The sequence below is a fragment of the Arthrobacter sp. MYb214 genome (genome assembly GCF_002979865.1).
Taxonomy (GTDB): Bacteria; Actinomycetota; Actinomycetes; order Actinomycetales; family Micrococcaceae; genus Glutamicibacter.
This window is the reverse complement of sequence record NZ_PCPZ01000001.1, coordinates 813659-830333: the sequence shown is the minus strand read 5'-3', so window position 1 is coordinate 830333 and position 16675 is coordinate 813659. Positions and strand designations below refer to the sequence as shown.

Sequence of the window (16675 nt, the reverse complement as noted above, 5' to 3'; positions counted from 1 at the left end):
CTGTCTAGCCGGAGGCGATCGGCGCCCAAATGGCTCCGGTCGCCTTCGCGGCATCTCGCGGAGCGATCTCCAGGCTGAAACCGCGGCGCCCGCCAGAAATGAATACCGTCTCGAACTGCTGCGCACTGGAGTCAATGACGGTAGCGGTTTTCTGGCGCTGCCCGAACGGGGAAATCCCGCCCAGGACATAGCCGCTGCGTCGCTGGGCGGCAGCCTTGTCAGCCATCTGCGCCTTCTTCTTGCCCAACGCGGTGCCAATCGCCTTCAGATCCAGCTTCGCATTCACTGGCACCACTGCGACGGCCAGATCCTGGGCGGCGTTGGCCCCGGTGGAGACCATCAGGGTCTTGAAGACCCGGTCGCCACTGGCACCCAATTGCTCGGCTGCTTCGGCGCCGTAGCTTTCGGCCAAGTCGCTATGCGCATAGCTGTGCGCTACATAGCTGATACCTGCCGCATCCAGCGCGGCGGTCGCCGGGGTGGAGGCGGCCTGCTTCTTCTTGCCCACGTGCTTGGGGATCCTTAACTACTGCTTATTGGCTTCTAGCTGCGTTCGATGCAAAACCTACGCAGGCAGCTGCTCTGAGATCTGGCGCTTAATGCGGCCGAGCATGGCGGTCATGCCGCGCATGCGCAACGGCGACAGCGCACGGGTCAGACCCAGCTGATGGGGCATGTCATCGGGAACGGCGAGAATCGCTGCGGCCTCCGCGCCGTCAAGGCCGGCAGCCAGCACCGAGGCGAAGCCGCGGGTGGTTGGAGCCTCCGGGGGAGCGGAGAAGAACAGTCCCACCGGGTTATTCGCTTCGGCCGAGACCTCGACGGCCAAGAACAGCGGCGACTGGCATTCGACAACCTGCTCGAATAGTTCAGGATGATCAGCCAGGCGTGCTGGAAGCTCGGGCAGCTCGCGCGAGTACTCCAGCAGCAGTTCCAAGCGGTCGGCCTCGGGCACCTCGGTGAACTCCTCGACGATTTCGTTCAGTGCATCGGGGAGCTGGCTCATGCGCGGGCTCCGCGCTGTGCAGGCATCTCGCCGGCGGCTTCGCCGCGAACGATGGGCACGCCAACCGCGTTGCCCCACTCGGTCCATGAACCGTCGTAGTTGCGCACGGTTTCGAAGCCCAGCAGGTGCTTGAGCACGAACCAGGTATGGCTCGAACGTTCACCGATGCGGCAGTAGGCCACCACATCGTCGCCCGGCTTCAGGCCGGCGCCGTCGAGGTAGATGGCTTCCAATTCTCCGCGCGAGCGGAAGGTGCCGTCCTCGGCCGCAGCCTTGGCCCATGGCACCGATGCGGCGGTTGGAATGTGCCCGCCGCGCAGGGCGCCTTCTTCCGGGTAATTCGGCATGTGGGTACGTTCGCCGGTGTATTCCTCGGCCGAACGCACGTCGATCAGCGGGTTGCCCAGGTGCTTCAGGACCTCCGGAAGGAAAGCGCGGATCTCGGAGTCGACGCGCTCGATTACCGGGTATTCGGTGGCGGTCACGGCCGGCTTCTCGGTGCTCAGCTCGCGGCCTTCAGCGATCCACTTGTCGCGGCCGCCGTCCATCAGGCGGACATCTTCGTGGCCGAAAAGTGTGAAGACCCACAGCGCGTAGGCGGCCCACCAGTTGGACTTGTCCCCGTAGATGACCACGGTCGACTCGCGGGTGATGCCCTTGGCGGCCATCAGCTGTGCGAAGCCTTCGCCGTCGACGTAGTCGCGCGTGACTTCGTCATTCAGCTCCGTGTGCCAGTCAATCTTCAGCGCGCCTGGCACGTGGCCAGTGGAATACAGCAAGATGTCCTCATCCGATTCCAGTACTACGAGATTCTCGGCTCCGAGGTTGTCTGCCACCCACTGGGTGGAAACCAGTCGTTCTGGGTGAGCATAGGCAGCATATTTCTCGTTGGATTCGACGGACAACGACATTCCTAATCACGATCCTTGCGGGTGTCAGTTTTTGCCACGCTGGAAACAGCGGGCACGGGCATTACTTCTAGCCTAGTCCTCATCCATTGCGAACCCAGTGTGCTCTACGACATTTTCGGCAATGATTCGCCGCGTTCAAGGTAAACTGGCCGATGGGAAAGCCACGGCTTCCCGACCATTTCCTGAGCAATCAACTGAAGGACTCCCACAGCCAATGGCGACGATCACCCACCTGAGCGAGACCAAGCCGAATCTTTCAATCGAAGAACTGCTGGCCGGATTCCACCCGTCCTACCGCTTTGGTGAAGTGTCCTTCAATACCTATCGCCCGGATCCTAACCAGCCTTCGCAGACCGAAGCCGTCAATAAGCTCAAGGCTTTCGCAGAAACCGTGGGCAAGAACAACTCCGGTTCGTTCTTCTCCAAGCTTTTCGGCAAGAAGAAGGAAACCAAGAACGGCATCTACCTCGATGGCGGCTTCGGCGTGGGCAAGACCCACCTGCTCGCCTCCCTGTGGCATGCAGCCCCGGGCCGCAAGGCCTTCGGCACCTTCGTTGAGTACACCAACCTGGTTGGCGCGCTGTCCTTCCGCCAGACCGTTGAAGTGCTCAGCCAATACTCGCTGGTCTGCATCGACGAGTTCGAACTGGATGATCCGGGGGACACCGTGCTGATGTCCCGGTTGATGCGCGAGCTGTCCGATGCTGGCGTGAAGCTGGCTGCAACCTCCAACACCCTGCCTGGTGCGCTGGGCGAGGGGCGCTTCGCGGCAGTGGATTTCCAGCGTGAAATCAAGACCCTGTCAGAGCAGTTCGACGTGCACCGCGTCGAAGGCGAAGACTTCCGCCACCGTGGCCTGCCCGATGCCCCCGAGCCCTTGGACGATGCGAGCATCGAGGCATTCGCCCTGGATCGCTACCCGGACAAGACCTTGGCCGATGACAACTTCGACGATCTGGTGGCTCACCTTTCGAAGGTTCACCCGTCGCGTTACCGCCAGTTGCTTTCCGAGACTGATGTGCTGGTTCTGCACAACGTGGATACCATCACCGATCAGGCCATCGCCCTGCGTTTCGTGGTTCTTGCTGACCGCCTGTACGACAAGGACGTGCCAATCGTTGCCTCAGGCAAGCCATTCAGCGAACTGTTCACCCCGGAAATGATGTCCGGCGGCTACCAGAAAAAGTACTTCCGCGCCGTCTCGCGCCTGACCGCTTTGGCTCGTGAAGGCCAAGTTGGAGAACCAGCGCTCTAAGCCGGAAACACCGGTCCCGCCACTTCATCGTCGAGCCCTGCGCTCGACGATGAAGTGCGTTAAGAGCCCTGCCACCAAGGCCCAGAAGGCACCGCCGATCCCGAAGAGCGTGAGATTGCCGGCAGCGACCAGGACCGTGGCCAATGCGCTCAACCGCCAGGAGGAATCGGCCATCGCTCCGAGCAGCGCATTGGCGAGTGTTGCCAGCAACGCCAAGCCCGCCGCCGCCTGGAACAGCCCCTCGGGCGAGGCGCTGGCCACCGATACGATCAGCGCGCTCAAGGCACCGAAGACCAAGTAGAAGACGCCTGAACTCGCCGCCGCCCGCCAGCGCAGCCGGGGGTCCGGGCCGGCCTGCTCTCCGGCAGCCAGCGCCGCGGTGATTGCCGCCAGGTTGATGGCATGCCCGCCGAAGAACGCGCCGCTAGCCGACCCCACTCCGGTCGCCAGCATGGTGGGGCGCCACGGCGCTGTGTACCCGAAGGAGCTGAGCACGGCCACGCCCGGAATATTCTGCGATGCCATCGTCACCACGAACAACGGAACGCTGATGCTGGCAATGGCCTGCCAGGAGAATTCAGGACCGACCCACTGCAGCTGCGGAAGAACTTCGAGTGAATCCCACGTCGCGGTGCGTCCAATATGCCATAGGCCGAACCCCACCGCCGCCAGCATGCTCAGCGCTACAGCGAATTTCGGAAGGATCCTGAGCCCGACGAAGAACACCAGGAGGATACCCAACGCGGGCAACGGGATGCTGGCCACGGCTGTAAATGGTTTCAGGCACAGCGGGATCAAGACACCGGCGAGCATGCCTTGGGCAATTGGGACCGGAATACGAGTGAGCAGCCGGTGCAAGGACGGTACCAGACCGGTCAACATGATCAGTGCGCCGCTGACGATGAATGCCCCCACTGCCTGATTGAACCCGAACACTCCGGGAGCCAGTGAGGCGAGCATCGCGGCACCGGGAGTGGACCATGCAATGCTGATCGGCTGGCGGTATCGCAGCGAAAGCGCAATGGTGCTCAGGCCTATGCAGAGGGACAGGACGAATAAGCCTGAGGCGGCCTGTTCGCTAGAAGCTCCGACCTGGAATAATCCGGCCAGTACGACGGCGAAGGATGCTACAAACCCCACCATGGTGGTGATCAATCCCGCAAGCACGGAATGGAAAAGGCCAGCTCCATCTGGGGGCGTGTGACGAGTCATACTCTTTTTCTACAGGGTGGCGCCGGTTGGCCGAAAATCGGCATGAATTAATTCCCCTGATATGACGTTAAAGCAGGGAAGGTACCGACCTCGGTCGGTACCTTCCCAGGATGCTCGGGCAAGCCGAGGGGAGTGCGTCGAGGAATTAGGCCTCGTTATTCTCGCCTTCGTCTCCGCCAAGGCCATTGAGGTAGTCGCCAGCGCCCTGCTGGACACCGTCTACCTGCTCGGCGAACTTGCCGCCGGTCTTGTCATCGACAAAATCACCAGCCTGTTCGATACCCTGGGATACCTGCTCCGGGTTCTCCTTGGCGAATTCCTCTGCCTTGCCACGCAGATCATCAAATCCTGCCATGCTGCACCTCCATTCGTCTGTGGGAACCCCTGTAGCTCCACAACTACTACCCACCCTAAAGGCTCAGGCCAACGCATGGAAGTGCATTAGGGACATTTCCCCAGTTGCCTAGGTGTTTTGCTGGTGGCTGTCAGATTGCACACAGGTTAGCTATTTACTAGTCAGGGAAGTGGTGGCCGCCTGGAACGATGGTTAAAGCAAAGATGGGAATCACGAAAAGTGATTCCCATCTTTATTTGGAGCGGTCAACGAGGTTCGAACTCGCGACCTCAACCTTGGCAAGGTTGCGCTCTACCAGCTGAGCTATGACCGCAAAACTATATTCAATTATTTGGAGCGGTCAACGAGGTTCGAACTCGCGACCTCAACCTTGGCAAGGTTGCGCTCTACCAGCTGAGCTATGACCGCATAACTATATTCAATTATTTGGAGCGGTCAACGAGGTTCGAACTCGCGACCTCAACCTTGGCAAGGTTGCGCTCTACCAGCTGAGCTATGACCGCAAAACTATATTCAATTATTTGGAGCGGTCAACGAGGTTCGAACTCGCGACCTCAACCTTGGCAAGGTTGCGCTCTACCAGCTGAGCTATGACCGCAAAACTATATTCAATTATTTGGAGCGGTCAACGAGGTTCGAACTCGCGACCTCAACCTTGGCAAGGTTGCGCTCTACCAGCTGAGCTATGACCGCATATATTTAATTAGTAGATCCATGGTCTGGTGAACCATGATTCCGTGCGCGATACTGGGATCGAACCAGTGACCTCTTCCGTGTCAGGGAAGCGCGCTACCGCTGCGCCAATCGCGCCGAAGATTCGCAAGGAATCTCGACAGAATTCAAAATTGCCTTATGAATTCACAGAGCGGTCAACGAGGTTCGAACTCGCGACCTCAACCTTGGCAAGGTTGCGCTCTACCAGCTGAGCTATGACCGCATATATTTAGTTATTAGATCCATGGTCTGGTGAACCATGATTCCGTGCGCGATACTGGGATCGAACCAGTGACCTCTTCCGTGTCAGGGAAGCGCGCTACCGCTGCGCCAATCGCGCAAAAAAGATCAAGCAATCTTCATTGCGAGGTGGGGACGGGATTCGAACCCGCGTATACGGCTTTGCAGGCCGCTGCCTCGCCTCTCGGCCACCCCACCATACTGACCGAAGTCAGAGTGACTAGTTTTACCTAGTCGGTGAATCTTTTTGCGAGCGGACAACGAGGTTCGAACTCGCGACCTCAACCTTGGCAAGGTTGCGCTCTACCAGCTGAGCTATGTCCGCAAAATGTGTTGTTTTGTGAACGTTTCCGTTCGCTCCAACGAGTAAAAACTCTATACGAGTTTTCGCATCCCCACAAATCGAGACGCTGAGATCTGGTTCACATGGCCTAAAAACCGCGGAACTACGCGGAAAATTGATTTTTCCGTCTCGACTAGGAGCGAAGCAAGCCGAGCGCATGCCATGATCGTGTGCATGACGTCACCAAAACTGGCTATTCAAACAGACCTGGGCCGCATGTACAGCCGAAAAGTCGGCGGGGAAGCGATTGTCCCATCCATCACCACAGTCATTGGCATGGACAAGCTCGACCTCTCCGGCTGGGCCGGGTACATGGCGGCCAAGTCGCTTTCCGATGATCATCGGCTGGTGCAAGCGGTGGGGGACCCGCGCCAATTGCGCTCACTCGTGCGAGATGCAGCCGGTGCGGCCGAAGCTTATCGGGATTCCGCGGCCATGCGCGGGGACCGGGTGCATAACTACGCGGAGCAGCGCGCCCTGCAAGCGCTGGATCTGGAACATGACCTAGGCTCAGCCCAAGCCGCGCTCGAAGCGAATAAGGAGCTGGGCTTCGCACGCCACTTCGACCAATGGTGGGAAGACTACGATGTCCGGCCCCTTGCCGCCGAGGTGACGGTTTGGAATCACAGCGTCGGCTACGCCGGCACCATCGACCTGGTCGCCAAGATCGGCGGTCGAACCTGTCTCGTTGACTACAAGACCAAAAACACCGACCGCGACGGCTTCGTCAAGCGTCCTGACGACAAGGTGATCATGCAGCTCGCGGCCGCATGCAAAGCCGAAGAGCAAGTCGTCGATGCCGAACAAGGCACGTGGGAAGAGTGGGAGCACGGGACCGATGCCATGCTGCTCGCCGTAGCCCTGGGCGAGACCGGGGCGCGCACCTTCATGGCCCCGCCTCCAGCTTTGCCCGACTACTGGTCCAAGTTCTATGCCTTGCGCCGGAATTGGGAAGCCTCATTCAGGATCGCGCAGTCGCGTGCCTCACTGGCCGAAATCACGCCGCCAGCTCAATAAAGTCGCACGCCCACCGCGTAGACTGGAACGGTTAGCTTTCGGCATTGCGAAACCTAATACCAATGTCCACGGCAGGGAAGGTATCAGCGGATTATGGCGATTTTGGGAATTCGGATCATCGGAGACCCCGTTCTACGCACCCCAGCGCAGGAGGTGACCGACTTTGGCCCGGAGCTCCAGAAGCTCGTCGAAGACATGGACCAGACGATGGAAAACGTCACCGGTGCAGGACTTGCCGCACCGCAGGTCGGTGTTTCCCTGCGCGTCTTCACCTACCAAATTGGCGAAAAACGCGGACATATCGTGAATCCGGTGCTGGAGCTCAGCGAGGATTACCAGGAAGACCAGGTGGAGGGCTGCCTGTCCATCCCGGGCATTGCAGCACCAGTTCGGCGCCGGCGCTATGCCAGGGCCGCCGGCTTCGATAAGTTCGGCAACCCGGTAGAACTCGAAGGCGCCGACATGCTCGCCCGCTGCTTCCAGCACGAAACCGATCACCTGGACGGCATCTTGTTCCTGGACCGGCTGGCACCAGAAGAAAAGAAAGCGGCGTGGCGCACCTTGCGGGCCAACAACTACTCGCAGACCGCTAACGCCACCGTAAAGAAACGTTCCGGAGCCCTGGGCTCCAGCTTTGGCGCAGGATTGGGGTTCTAACTCATGCGTATTTTATTCGCCGGCACACCACAGGTCGCCGTCACTTCCCTGGATTACCTGCACGAGGCCGGTTTTGAAATTGCCGCAGTGCTCACCCGTCCCGATGCCCCGTTGGGACGTAAACGCGTGCTGACCCCATCGCCGGTTGCCGCTCGCGCCGCAGAACTTGGCCTGCCGATCATTAAGGCTGCCAAGATCACCGAAGAAACTACCGCCGAACTTGCGGCCTTGGACCTTGAAGCCGCGGCCATCGTCGCCTATGGAGGGCTAGTGCCGGAGGCGGCATTGGCAGTTCCAACCTATGGCTGGATCAACCTGCACTTCTCCTTGCTGCCGCACTGGCGGGGTGCCGCTCCGGTGCAGCATTCCATTATCAACGGCGATGACATCACCGGTGCAGTCACCTTCCAGCTGGAAACCGGACTGGACACAGGTCCGGTATTCGGACAGTTCACCGAGAGAATTGGTGAACTGGACACCGCAGGCATCATGCTCGAACGGCTCAGCCGGTCCGGCTCGAACCTGCTGGTGCAGACCTTGCAAGCTCTGGATTCCGGGCAGGCCATTGCCATTCCGCAGTCCGGATCGCACACCTACGCACCGAAGATTACCGACGTGGATGCGGAGCTGGACTTCACCCGGACCGCCACGGAAATCCGTCGGCGCGCCCACGGAACCACCCCGTCCCCGGGCGCCTGGGTCAAGGCCGAAGACAAGCGCTTCAAATTCGGTCCACTGCGTGAGCACCGCGAGATCGCCGACCTTGCTCCAGGCGAAGTGCGCATCGAGCCAGGCAAGCAGCCGAAGGTATACATCGGCACCGCCACCTGGGCCCTGCAGCCCACCGAAATCCAGCCTCCGGGCAAGAAAATGATGAACGCCAGCGACTGGGCACGTGGAGTGCTCACCCAGGGAACGAAAGTGAGCTTCGCATGAGCGGACAGGAACCACGCGGCGGATACCGCGACAATGATCGCCGCAATGAGCAGGGCCGTACCCGCAACCGCGGCCAGGCCGGCCCGCGCAAGTATTCGGCATCCGCACCCGGCCAGCGAAAGCGCGCGGCCGACCCGGCACGCCTGGTAGCTTTCAAGACCCTGCGTGAGGTATCCGGCGCGGATGCCTACGCCAACCTGGTGCTGCCGAAGATGATCCGCGAATACCAGCTTGACCGCCGCGACGCGGGCTTCGCCACTGAACTGGCCTACGGGGCACTGCGCGGCCAGGGGTTCTACGACGCGATCCTGACCACCCTGGTTGACCGTCCGCTGGCCGAGCTGGATCCGGCCATCCTCGATGCCCTGCGCCTGGGCGCCCACCAGCTGCTGGCCATGCGTGTGCCAAAGCATGCCGCCCTGGATGAAACCGTGTCGCTGGCTCGTGCGCAGATCGGTGCCGGTCCGTCCGGCCTGATCAACGCCGTACTGCGGCGCGTTTCGGCCAAGGAAGCCGACGAATGGACCGAACTGCTGGCCAATGCTGCCGCTTCGGAGTCCGAGCGGCTGGCCATCGAGCACTCGCACCCGGACTGGATTGTCCGTGCCTTGCGCGGCGCGCTGATTTCCCATGGCCGCGACGCCAGCGAACTTGAAGCCCTGCTGGAAGCGGATAACCTGGCGCCGCTGGTGAACCTGGTGTCCCTGCCAGGGCTGGGCGATCTGTCCGGCGCCCTGGAATCCGGGGCGGAACCGGGCACCTTGCTGGCTGATTCGGCCACCTACAAGCACGGCGACGTCTCGCGTGTGCCAGGGGTCAAGGAAGGCACCGTGCGTGTCCAGGATGCCGGCAGCCAGGTCATGGCCCGCGCCCTGGCTACTATCGAATTGCCCGAAGCTGGCGAGGACCGCTACTGGCTGGATCTTTGCGCAGGTCCAGGCGGAAAGGCGGCGCTGCTCGCAGCGATCGCCGTGCAGCGCGACGCCCGCCTGACTGCCAACGAGCCAACACCGCACCGCGCTCGCCTGGTCGAGAACTCGTTGGCTGCGGTGCCGCATGACTACTGGATGGTCACCGGTGACGACGGACGCAGCTTCGGCGGTCTGGACTATGCAGGGGACTACGATCGCATCATGGTCGATGCCCCTTGCTCCGGCTTGGGCGCATTGCGCCGCCGCCCGGAATCGCGTTGGCGCAAAGCCCCGCGCGACATTCCGGAACTGACCAAGTTGCAAGGCGAGCTGCTCGCTGCAGCCTTCAACGCGGTCCGCGTCGGCGGCGTCATCGGCTTCGTCACCTGTTCGCCGCATCAGGCCGAAACCCGCCTGGTTGTGGAAGACTTCTTGAAGCACCACGAAAACGCGGCACTGCTGGATACCAGCGCCGCGGTTTCCTCGGTGATGTATCAGGACGCGCCATCGGCAGGCCATGCACTGGGCGATGGGAGCACCGTGCAGCTGTGGCCGCACGTGCACGGCACCGACGCCATGTTCATGGCAATCCTGACCAAAAAAGCCTAGCCAAGCCCGAGTATTCCAAGGAGCATCCATGCGTAATGCGCGGATCAACCCGTCGATCCTGTCCGCCGATTTTGCGAACCTCGCTAGCGAGCTGGACCGCATCCACACTGCCGACGCGGTCCACGTGGATGTCATGGACAACCATTTCGTTCCCAATCTGACCTTGGGCTTGCCCGTGGTTGATGCGCTGCACAAGGTCAGCAAGCTGCCGATCGATGTGCACCTGATGATTGAGAACGCGGATCGCTGGGCCCCGGAATACGCGCAGCTCGGCGTGGATTCGGTAACTTTCCACGCCGAGGCTTCGGCAGCTCCTGTCCGCTTGGCTCGTGAATTGCGTTCCGCCGGGTCCAGGGCCGCCATGGCCTTGCGCCCGGCCACGCCGATCGAACCCTACCTGGACATGCTCGGCGAGCTGGACATGGTTCTGCTGATGACCGTGGAACCAGGTTTCGGCGGCCAGAAGTTCCTGGATCTCGTCCTTCCCAAGATCAAGCGTGCCCGGGCTGCCATTGACGGCAGCGGCAAGCCGATTGCGCTGCAGGTTGACGGCGGCATTTCACGCGACACGATCCTGCGCGCCGCCGAAGCCGGTGCGGATGTCTTCGTCGCCGGTTCCGCGGTGTACTCGGCCCAGGAGCCATCGGTGGAAATCGATGTATTACGCAATCTTGCGCTGGGCGGTCACTAGCGGCGCACAAAGTGTGTCAGAATAAACCCAGTAAACACGAATACGTGCTCCGGGGTCGGTGAAAGTCCGAACCGGCGGTGATAGTCCGCGACCCGCAACCAAAGCCACAAGCTGAGGGAACGGTTGAACTGGTGAAATTCCGGTACCGACAGTTAAAGTCTGGATGGGAGAAGCACGAATTTGATATGCCTACTGGTACTGCCGATAGCCCGCACCGGGTCTATCTCTTAAAGCAGAGCCACAGGCCCATCAAATGCACACCCCCGGAGCCGCCGCTTCGAGAAGGGTGGAATGATGGATTTCCTGCGGTGGCTCATTGAAGCTTTCAACTCACAAATTGCGATCGGCTCGTCGGCACTTTTGGTGCGCGAAGTCGTAGGCAATATCTTCGGCCTGGCCAGCGCCGTGGGCGGCATGCGCCGCAAAGTCTGGGCCTGGCCTATCGGAATCGTCGGCAACCTGTTGCTGCTGACGGTGTTCCTGGGCAGCATTTTCGATACCGGATACACTGCCAACCTCTGGGGCCAAGCCGGCCGGCAGATCATGTTCATCGCCGTCTCGGTCTTCGGCTGGTACCGCTGGAAGCAGGCCAAGAACGGCACCGGTAGCGCCGTCACCCCTGAATGGGCTTCCAACAAGGCTCGCCTGGGCCTGATCGCCGTGCTGATCCTCGGTACCCTCGCAGTGACACCGATCTTCCGCCTCCTCGGCTCCTATGAACCTGTCTGGGCTGATGCGTGGACCTTCGTTGGCTCGATGCTCGCCACGTACGGCATGGCCAAGGGCTGGGTCGAATTCTGGCTGATCTGGGTCGCCGTCGACGCCGTAGGCGTGCCGCTGCTGTTCTCCGCCGGCTACTACGCCAGCGCGTTCATGTACCTGTTCTACGGGGCATTCACCCTGGTCGGCTTCTTCGTCTGGGCCAAGTCCAAGCGCGACGCGAAACCCCAGATTGAAACCGAAATGCTCGATCCAACCATCTCGCGCCAACGCTGAAAGGGGAGCAGCACCATGATTACGACCCAGCAGCTCGACGCCGCATTGCGCACCGCGCTGGAAACCGCCGGACGCGGCCACCGCGGGGCCAACCCGCTGGTCGGCGCCTGCGTCCTGGATGCCGAGGGAAATATCATCGCCACCGGTTTTCATATCGGGGCGGGGCATCCGCACGCCGAGGTCGACGCACTGCGGCGCCTGGGCAAGATGCCTCCTGCCAAGGCCCGCGAACTAACGATGGTAGTGACCCTCGAACCGTGCAACCACACCGGTCGCACAGGTCCCTGTGCCCGAGCCATCGTGGAAGCCGGCATCGGGCAGGTGTACTACGCAGTCTCGGATAACACCGCCGCCAGCGGAGGTGCCGACTACCTGCGCAGCCACGGAACCCAAGCCACCCAGCTGGAGGATTTCTCCGCGGCGAAGCAGCTGAACCACCGCTGGTTCATCGCCAAGGCCGAAGTCCGACCGTTCATCACGGTAAAAATTGCCCAGTCGCTCGACGGCCGGATCAACGCACCGGATGGCACGAGCCAATGGATCACCTCCGAGGCCTCGCGCAACCACGCGCACACCCTGCGCTCCCGCGTGGATGGCATCCTGGTCGGCACGAACACGGCGATCATCGACAATCCGCGGCTGACCGCCCGCACTCCCGAGGGGCAGCTGCATGAACGCCAGCCCTTCCGCCTGGTCATGGGCGAACGCGATTTGCCAGCAGATCTGGCACTCGCCCAGGGAAGCGATTGGTCGCAGATCCGCAGCCACGACGTGCAAGAGGCCATCGCCCGGGCTAACGAGTTGGGCCTGGCCCACCTGCTGATTGAAGGTGGCGCCACGGTCGCCTCGGCCTTCATCGCAGCAGATCTGGCCGACGAAATCTACTGCTACCAAGCACCAGTGCTGATCGGCGCAGGCAGCTCATCGGTCAACATGCCAAGCACCACCACACTCAGTGACGCGCAGCGTTTCCGGCTGGATTCGGCCAGCAACGAATCGTTGACCCGGCTGGGCGATGATATTGCCCTGCATCTAGAACCGTTGCCCCGCGCCTAAGCGCCAGCAACCCCAAACTTTTCAAGGAGTAATCATGTTCACCGGAATTGTCACCGGCCAGGGAGTCATAGAAGGCATCGAGACCTTCAGCGGCAAGGATCTGGCAGTACTGACCCTGCGTGCCCCGGGCCACACCGAAAACCTGGGCCTTGGCGGTTCTCTTGCCGTCAACGGGGTCTGCCTGACCGCCACCGAGCTGGAAGGCGACACGCTCAGCGTCGACGTCATGGGCGAAACCCTGCGCCGCACCACCATCGGCGCCTTGAAAACCGGCGACCAGGTCAACCTCGAACGCTGCACCCCCGCCGGAGGCCGGCTCGATGGGCATGTGGTGCAGGGCCACGTAGACTCCGTCGGCGAGGTGCTGGCCCGCGAAGACCACGGCCAGTGGACCACCTTCCGCATTGGAATCGACGCTGCTTACGCGCCGCTGACCGCGGAAAAGGGTTCCATTGCGCTGGACGGCATCTCGCTGACCATTACCGCAGTCTCCCCGGCAACGAATTCCGGTGGGCACTGGGTCGAGGTCGGCATCATCCCGATCACCCTCGCCGAGACCACCATGGGCACCCGCCAAGTGGGCGAGAAGATCAATATCGAGGTCGACGTGCTCGCCAAGTACGTGGCACGCCTGAATGAATTCGGAGGCCAGCAGTAATGGGCACCTCGACTTTGGATTCCATCCCTACCGCGCTGGCAGCCCTGGCCGCCGGCCGAGCCGTAGTGGTCGTCGACGACGAGGACCGGGAAAACGAGGGCGACATCATCTTCGCCGCCCAGCACGCTACGGCCGAGCTGATGGCCTTCACCATCCGCTACACCTCAGGGGTGATTTGCGTGCCCTTGGGCGCCAAGCGGGCCGACGCGCTGCGCCTGGCCCCGATGGTCGGCATCAACCAGGATGCCAAGGGCACTGCCTTCACCGTCACCTGCGACGCCGCCGAAGGGATCACCACCGGTATTTCCGCTGCCGATCGTGCGCTGACCAGCCGACTGCTGGCCGACCCGGCCACCGAACCGGCCCAGCTCTCCCGCCCGGGCCATATCTTCCCGCTGCGAGCTGCGGCCGGGGGAGTGCTGGAACGTCGCGGGCACACCGAAGCGGCGGTCGACCTGTGCCAAGCCGCCGGCTTGGAACCGGTTGGGGTGATCGGCGAAATCACCAAGGACGACGGTGAAATGATGCGCCTGGATGACCTGCGCGTCTTCGCAGCTGAACACAACTTGCCGCTGATCTCCATCGACGACCTGGCCCGCTGGCGCCGTGTCAACGACGAGATCGAGCTGACCGATCCGATCAAGCTGCCCACCGCCTTCGGGGACTTCACCGCCCGCGCTGCTACCGCAGAAGGCCACGAGCACGTCGTGCTCAGCCACGCCGGCCCCGACGGCGCTAAGCCCGGCAACCTGGTGCGCATCCATTCGGAGTGCCTCACCGGGGACATTTTCGGTTCCTACCGGTGCGACTGCGGCGAACAGCTGCATGCTTCGATGGAAACCATCGCCCGCGAAGGCGGTCACGTCATCTACATCCGCGGGCACGAAGGCCGCGGCATCGGCCTGGCCAACAAGCTGCGCGCCTACGCCCTGCAGGAAGGCGGCATGGATACCCTGGACGCCAACCTGCATCTGGGCTTCCCTGCCGACGCACGCGAGTACTTCGCCGTCGCTGCCATCCTCAAGGCCATGGGCATGGACGAAATCCGATTGCTGAGCAACAACCCGGACAAGCAGGAACAGCTGAATGACGCGGGAATCAAGGTAGCAGAGCTGATCGGCCTGCAGATTGCACCGCGTGAGCAGAACTCGGCCTACCTGCGCACCAAGCAGACGCGCTTCGGCCACCACCTGGATCTGCCCGACGCCGACGATGACCAGCAGGCCGACGCCTACCACGGCGCCTGAACCCCACGAATCCAGAAGAATAGAAGGAGCATCAAGATGAGCAAGCATGGCGCACCTGCCGATGTCAGCGAACAGCTGAAGGCCCTGGCCGTTCAGGAGAAGTTCTCACAGCTCAAGGTGGCCATCGTGGCCGCGAGCTGGCACGAGGTGATCATGAACGGACTGATTGACGGCGCCGAGCGCGCCGCCAAGGATGCCGGTCTGGAATCGAGCACCACCCTGATCCGCGTACCGGGCACCTTCGAATTGCCGGTCGCTGCCTCCACTCTTGCCGGCGACTACGATGCGGTCATCGCGCTGGGCGTGGTCATCCGTGGCGGTACCCCGCACTTTGACTACGTCTGCTTGGCCGCGACCAATGGCTTAACCAATGTGAGCGTGGACACCAAAACACCAATCGGTTTTGGCGTGCTCACCTGCGATAACGAAGAGCAGGCCCTTGACCGCGCTGGCTTGGAAAACTCCAGCGAGGACAAAGGCTATGAAGCCTACTCGGCTGCCGTCATGACGGTAGCCGCACTGCCATAGCATTCGGGTGGCCCTGTCACAAAGGGCCACCAGAATGCAGCCCCTGCAGAGAAAACAGCTAGGATAAGTTCCGTGAAAACTTTTGACGAGCTCTTCAGCGAACTATCGCTCAAGGCACAATCCCGCCCGGAAGGCTCACGTACCGTCACCGAACTCGACTCTGGTGTCCATGGCATCGGCAAGAAGATCGTCGAGGAAGCCGCCGAAGTTTGGATGGCTGCGGAGTACGAAACCGATGAGGCCGCGGCGGAGGAGATCTCCCAGCTGCTGTACCACCTTCAGGTCCTCATGATCGCCAAGGGAATGACCTTGGCCGACGTTTACAAGCATCTATAGCCGTCGCGCGATTGCGGCCTGATCCACTGCCGATCAGGGCGCAGTCAACGCACGGCGGCAGAAACAACGGCCAACGAATTAATCCTTGGCGCTTGTTTATGGCTAATCGCCGCAGCGCCATTCATGACGAAATGAGTCAATAATGCTCCGCGTAGCCCTACCCAATAAGGGTGCCCTATCCGAAATCGCTTCCACCATGTTCAAGGAAGCCGGCTACCTCCAGCGCCGCGATTCCCGCGAACTGGTCCTGGTCGATGAGGAAAACCAAGTTGAATTCTTCTACCTGCGTCCGCGCGACATCGCAGTCTATGTCGGCCGGGGAATCCTGGACGTAGGCATCACCGGTCGCGATCTGTACCTTGACGCAGATGTCGACGACGCTGTCGAAGAGCAGCTCTCGCTAGGCATCGGGAAATCGGCTTTCCGCTTCGCTGCCCCGGTTGGCGCCTTCAACGATGCACAGCAGCTCAATGGCAAGCGCATTGCCACCAGCTATGACGTGCTGCTGCGCCACTACCTCGAAAAGTCCGGCATCCAGGCTTCGATCGTGCGCCTTGACGGTGCCATCGAATCCTCGGTCCGGCTGGGCGTGGCCGATGCCATCGCTGACGTTGTAGAAACCGGCAATACCATCAAGGCCGCTGGCATGGAGATCTTCGGCGATCCGCTGCTGAACTCCGAAGCAGTCATGATCGGCCGTGTCGGCCACAAGCCATCCGGCTTGGACGTACTGATCCGCCGCCTGAACGGTGTGCTCGTTGCCCGCCAGTACGTCATGCTCGACTACGACGTCCGCCGCGAGCTTGCCGACCAGGCTTGCGAGCTGACCCCTGGCCTGGAATCGCCAACCGTGTCGGACCTTGCAAACTCCGATTGGGTGGCCGTGCGCGCCATGGTCAAGAAGTCGCAGACCAATAACATCATGGACGAGCTGTACGAAGTTGGCGCCCGCGCCATCTTGGTCAGCCAGATCCACGCCTGCCGCATCTAAGTAGAC

Annotated in this window: 18 protein-coding genes, 10 tRNA genes and 1 riboswitch; of the genes, 13 read left to right on the top strand and 15 right to left on the bottom strand. The window is 61.5% G+C overall.

Annotated elements, in window-relative coordinates:
* Nucleotides 1-4 precede the first annotated feature (4 nt).
* From ybaK to CQ012_RS03885, 3 genes are read right to left on the bottom strand one after another with little or no spacing between them, the layout of a single operon-like run.
* Nucleotides 5-508, bottom strand: coding sequence for a Cys-tRNA(Pro) deacylase (gene ybaK, locus CQ012_RS03895; protein ID WP_105656730.1), 504 nt, complete (start codon nucleotides 506-508; stop codon nucleotides 5-7).
* 57 nt (nucleotides 509-565) lie between these two features.
* Nucleotides 566-1006, bottom strand: a complete 441-nt coding sequence (locus tag CQ012_RS03890) for a SufE family protein (protein WP_105661467.1) — start codon at nucleotides 1004-1006, stop codon at nucleotides 566-568.
* Entirely contained in the window at nucleotides 1003-1917 is a 915-nt protein-coding gene (locus CQ012_RS03885; RefSeq protein WP_105656728.1) for a sulfurtransferase, read from the bottom strand. The genes CQ012_RS03890 and CQ012_RS03885 overlap by 4 nt, the downstream gene beginning before the upstream one ends.
* Nucleotides 1918-2131: 214 nt before the next feature.
* Here CQ012_RS03885 and zapE point away from each other — a divergent pair, with 214 nt between their 5' ends.
* Nucleotides 2132-3172 (top strand): cell division protein ZapE, encoded by a 1041-nt coding sequence (gene zapE / locus CQ012_RS03880; protein WP_105661466.1) that lies wholly within the window; start codon nucleotides 2132-2134, stop codon nucleotides 3170-3172.
* A gap of 24 nt (nucleotides 3173-3196) precedes the next feature.
* On the opposite strand, the gene CQ012_RS03875 is transcribed toward zapE, so the two are convergent.
* The 12 genes from CQ012_RS03875 to CQ012_RS03820 all read right to left on the bottom strand — a co-directional run bounded on the left by CQ012_RS03875 (nucleotide 3197) and on the right by CQ012_RS03820 (nucleotide 6018).
* The gene (locus CQ012_RS03875; protein WP_105661465.1) at nucleotides 3197-4384 is read right to left on the bottom strand and encodes a benzoate/H(+) symporter BenE family transporter; all 1188 of its coding nucleotides are present in this window, start codon (nucleotides 4382-4384) and stop codon (nucleotides 3197-3199) included.
* A 145-nt stretch (nucleotides 4385-4529) separates the two neighbouring features.
* On the bottom strand, nucleotides 4530-4739 hold the full coding sequence (locus CQ012_RS03870; RefSeq protein ID WP_105656725.1) for an antitoxin: 210 nt from the start codon (nucleotides 4737-4739) through the stop codon (nucleotides 4530-4532).
* 237 nt (nucleotides 4740-4976) lie between these two features.
* Nucleotides 4977-5052, bottom strand: a tRNA-Gly gene (locus CQ012_RS03865).
* A gap of 19 nt (nucleotides 5053-5071) precedes the next feature.
* Nucleotides 5072-5147, bottom strand: a tRNA-Gly gene (locus CQ012_RS03860).
* Nucleotides 5148-5166: 19 nt separating this feature from the next.
* Nucleotides 5167-5242, bottom strand: a tRNA-Gly gene (locus CQ012_RS03855).
* A gap of 19 nt (nucleotides 5243-5261) precedes the next feature.
* Nucleotides 5262-5337: transfer RNA gene (locus CQ012_RS03850), tRNA-Gly, on the bottom strand.
* A gap of 19 nt (nucleotides 5338-5356) precedes the next feature.
* A tRNA-Gly gene (locus tag CQ012_RS03845) sits at nucleotides 5357-5432 on the bottom strand.
* A gap of 45 nt (nucleotides 5433-5477) precedes the next feature.
* A tRNA-Val gene (locus CQ012_RS03840) sits at nucleotides 5478-5549 on the bottom strand.
* A gap of 54 nt (nucleotides 5550-5603) precedes the next feature.
* A tRNA-Gly gene (locus CQ012_RS03835) sits at nucleotides 5604-5676 on the bottom strand.
* Nucleotides 5677-5721: 45 nt separating this feature from the next.
* A tRNA-Val gene (locus tag CQ012_RS03830) sits at nucleotides 5722-5793 on the bottom strand.
* Between the two features lie 27 nt (nucleotides 5794-5820).
* A tRNA-Cys gene (locus CQ012_RS03825) sits at nucleotides 5821-5891 on the bottom strand.
* 54 nt (nucleotides 5892-5945) lie between these two features.
* Nucleotides 5946-6018, bottom strand: a tRNA-Gly gene (locus tag CQ012_RS03820).
* Nucleotides 6019-6210: 192 nt separating this feature from the next.
* Between CQ012_RS03820 and CQ012_RS03815 the strand changes: the two genes are divergently transcribed.
* The 12 genes from CQ012_RS03815 (at nucleotide 6211) to hisG (ending at nucleotide 16669) form a co-directional block, all read left to right on the top strand.
* Nucleotides 6211-7053, top strand: coding sequence for a PD-(D/E)XK nuclease family protein (locus CQ012_RS03815; protein WP_286134103.1), 843 nt, complete (start codon nucleotides 6211-6213; stop codon nucleotides 7051-7053).
* Nucleotides 7054-7146: 93 nt separating this feature from the next.
* Entirely contained in the window at nucleotides 7147-7710 is a 564-nt protein-coding gene (gene def, locus CQ012_RS03810) for a peptide deformylase (RefSeq protein WP_105656724.1), read from the top strand.
* Nucleotides 7711-7713: 3 nt separating this feature from the next.
* The gene (gene fmt / locus CQ012_RS03805) at nucleotides 7714-8646 is read left to right on the top strand and encodes a methionyl-tRNA formyltransferase (protein WP_105661464.1); all 933 of its coding nucleotides are present in this window, start codon (nucleotides 7714-7716) and stop codon (nucleotides 8644-8646) included.
* On the top strand, nucleotides 8643-10166 hold the full coding sequence (locus tag CQ012_RS03800; RefSeq protein WP_105656722.1) for an RsmB/NOP family class I SAM-dependent RNA methyltransferase: 1524 nt from the start codon (nucleotides 8643-8645) through the stop codon (nucleotides 10164-10166). Before fmt ends, CQ012_RS03800 begins: the two co-directional genes overlap by 4 nt.
* 28 nt (nucleotides 10167-10194) lie before the next feature.
* Nucleotides 10195-10857, top strand: coding sequence for a ribulose-phosphate 3-epimerase (gene rpe, locus CQ012_RS03795; RefSeq protein WP_105661463.1), 663 nt, complete (start codon nucleotides 10195-10197; stop codon nucleotides 10855-10857).
* Between the two features lie 41 nt (nucleotides 10858-10898).
* A riboswitch (FMN riboswitch) is annotated at nucleotides 10899-11036 on the top strand.
* Between the two features lie 115 nt (nucleotides 11037-11151).
* Nucleotides 11152-11853 carry a nicotinamide riboside transporter PnuC gene (gene pnuC, locus CQ012_RS03790; protein ID WP_105661574.1) on the top strand — a complete coding sequence of 234 codons (702 nt, stop codon included), beginning with the start codon at nucleotides 11152-11154 and terminating at the stop codon, nucleotides 11851-11853.
* Nucleotides 11854-11868: 15 nt separating this feature from the next.
* A complete protein-coding gene (ribD, locus tag CQ012_RS03785) occupies nucleotides 11869-12909 on the top strand; it encodes a bifunctional diaminohydroxyphosphoribosylaminopyrimidine deaminase/5-amino-6-(5-phosphoribosylamino)uracil reductase RibD (protein WP_105661462.1) in 1041 nt (346 codons plus the stop codon).
* 34 nt (nucleotides 12910-12943) lie between these two features.
* On the top strand, nucleotides 12944-13567 hold the full coding sequence (locus CQ012_RS03780; protein WP_105661461.1) for a riboflavin synthase: 624 nt from the start codon (nucleotides 12944-12946) through the stop codon (nucleotides 13565-13567).
* Nucleotides 13567-14814, top strand: a complete 1248-nt coding sequence (gene ribB, locus CQ012_RS03775) for a 3,4-dihydroxy-2-butanone-4-phosphate synthase (RefSeq protein WP_105656718.1) — start codon at nucleotides 13567-13569, stop codon at nucleotides 14812-14814. Before CQ012_RS03780 ends, ribB begins: the two co-directional genes overlap by 1 nt.
* Before the next feature lie 36 nt (nucleotides 14815-14850).
* A complete protein-coding gene (gene ribH / locus CQ012_RS03770; RefSeq protein ID WP_105656717.1) occupies nucleotides 14851-15342 on the top strand; it encodes a 6,7-dimethyl-8-ribityllumazine synthase in 492 nt (163 codons plus the stop codon).
* Nucleotides 15343-15414: 72 nt separating this feature from the next.
* A complete protein-coding gene (locus tag CQ012_RS03765; protein WP_038991810.1) occupies nucleotides 15415-15678 on the top strand; it encodes a phosphoribosyl-ATP diphosphatase in 264 nt (87 codons plus the stop codon).
* 142 nt (nucleotides 15679-15820) lie between these two features.
* Nucleotides 15821-16669, top strand: coding sequence for an ATP phosphoribosyltransferase (gene hisG / locus CQ012_RS03760; protein WP_105656716.1), 849 nt, complete (start codon nucleotides 15821-15823; stop codon nucleotides 16667-16669).
* Nucleotides 16670-16675: the final 6 nt, after the last annotated feature.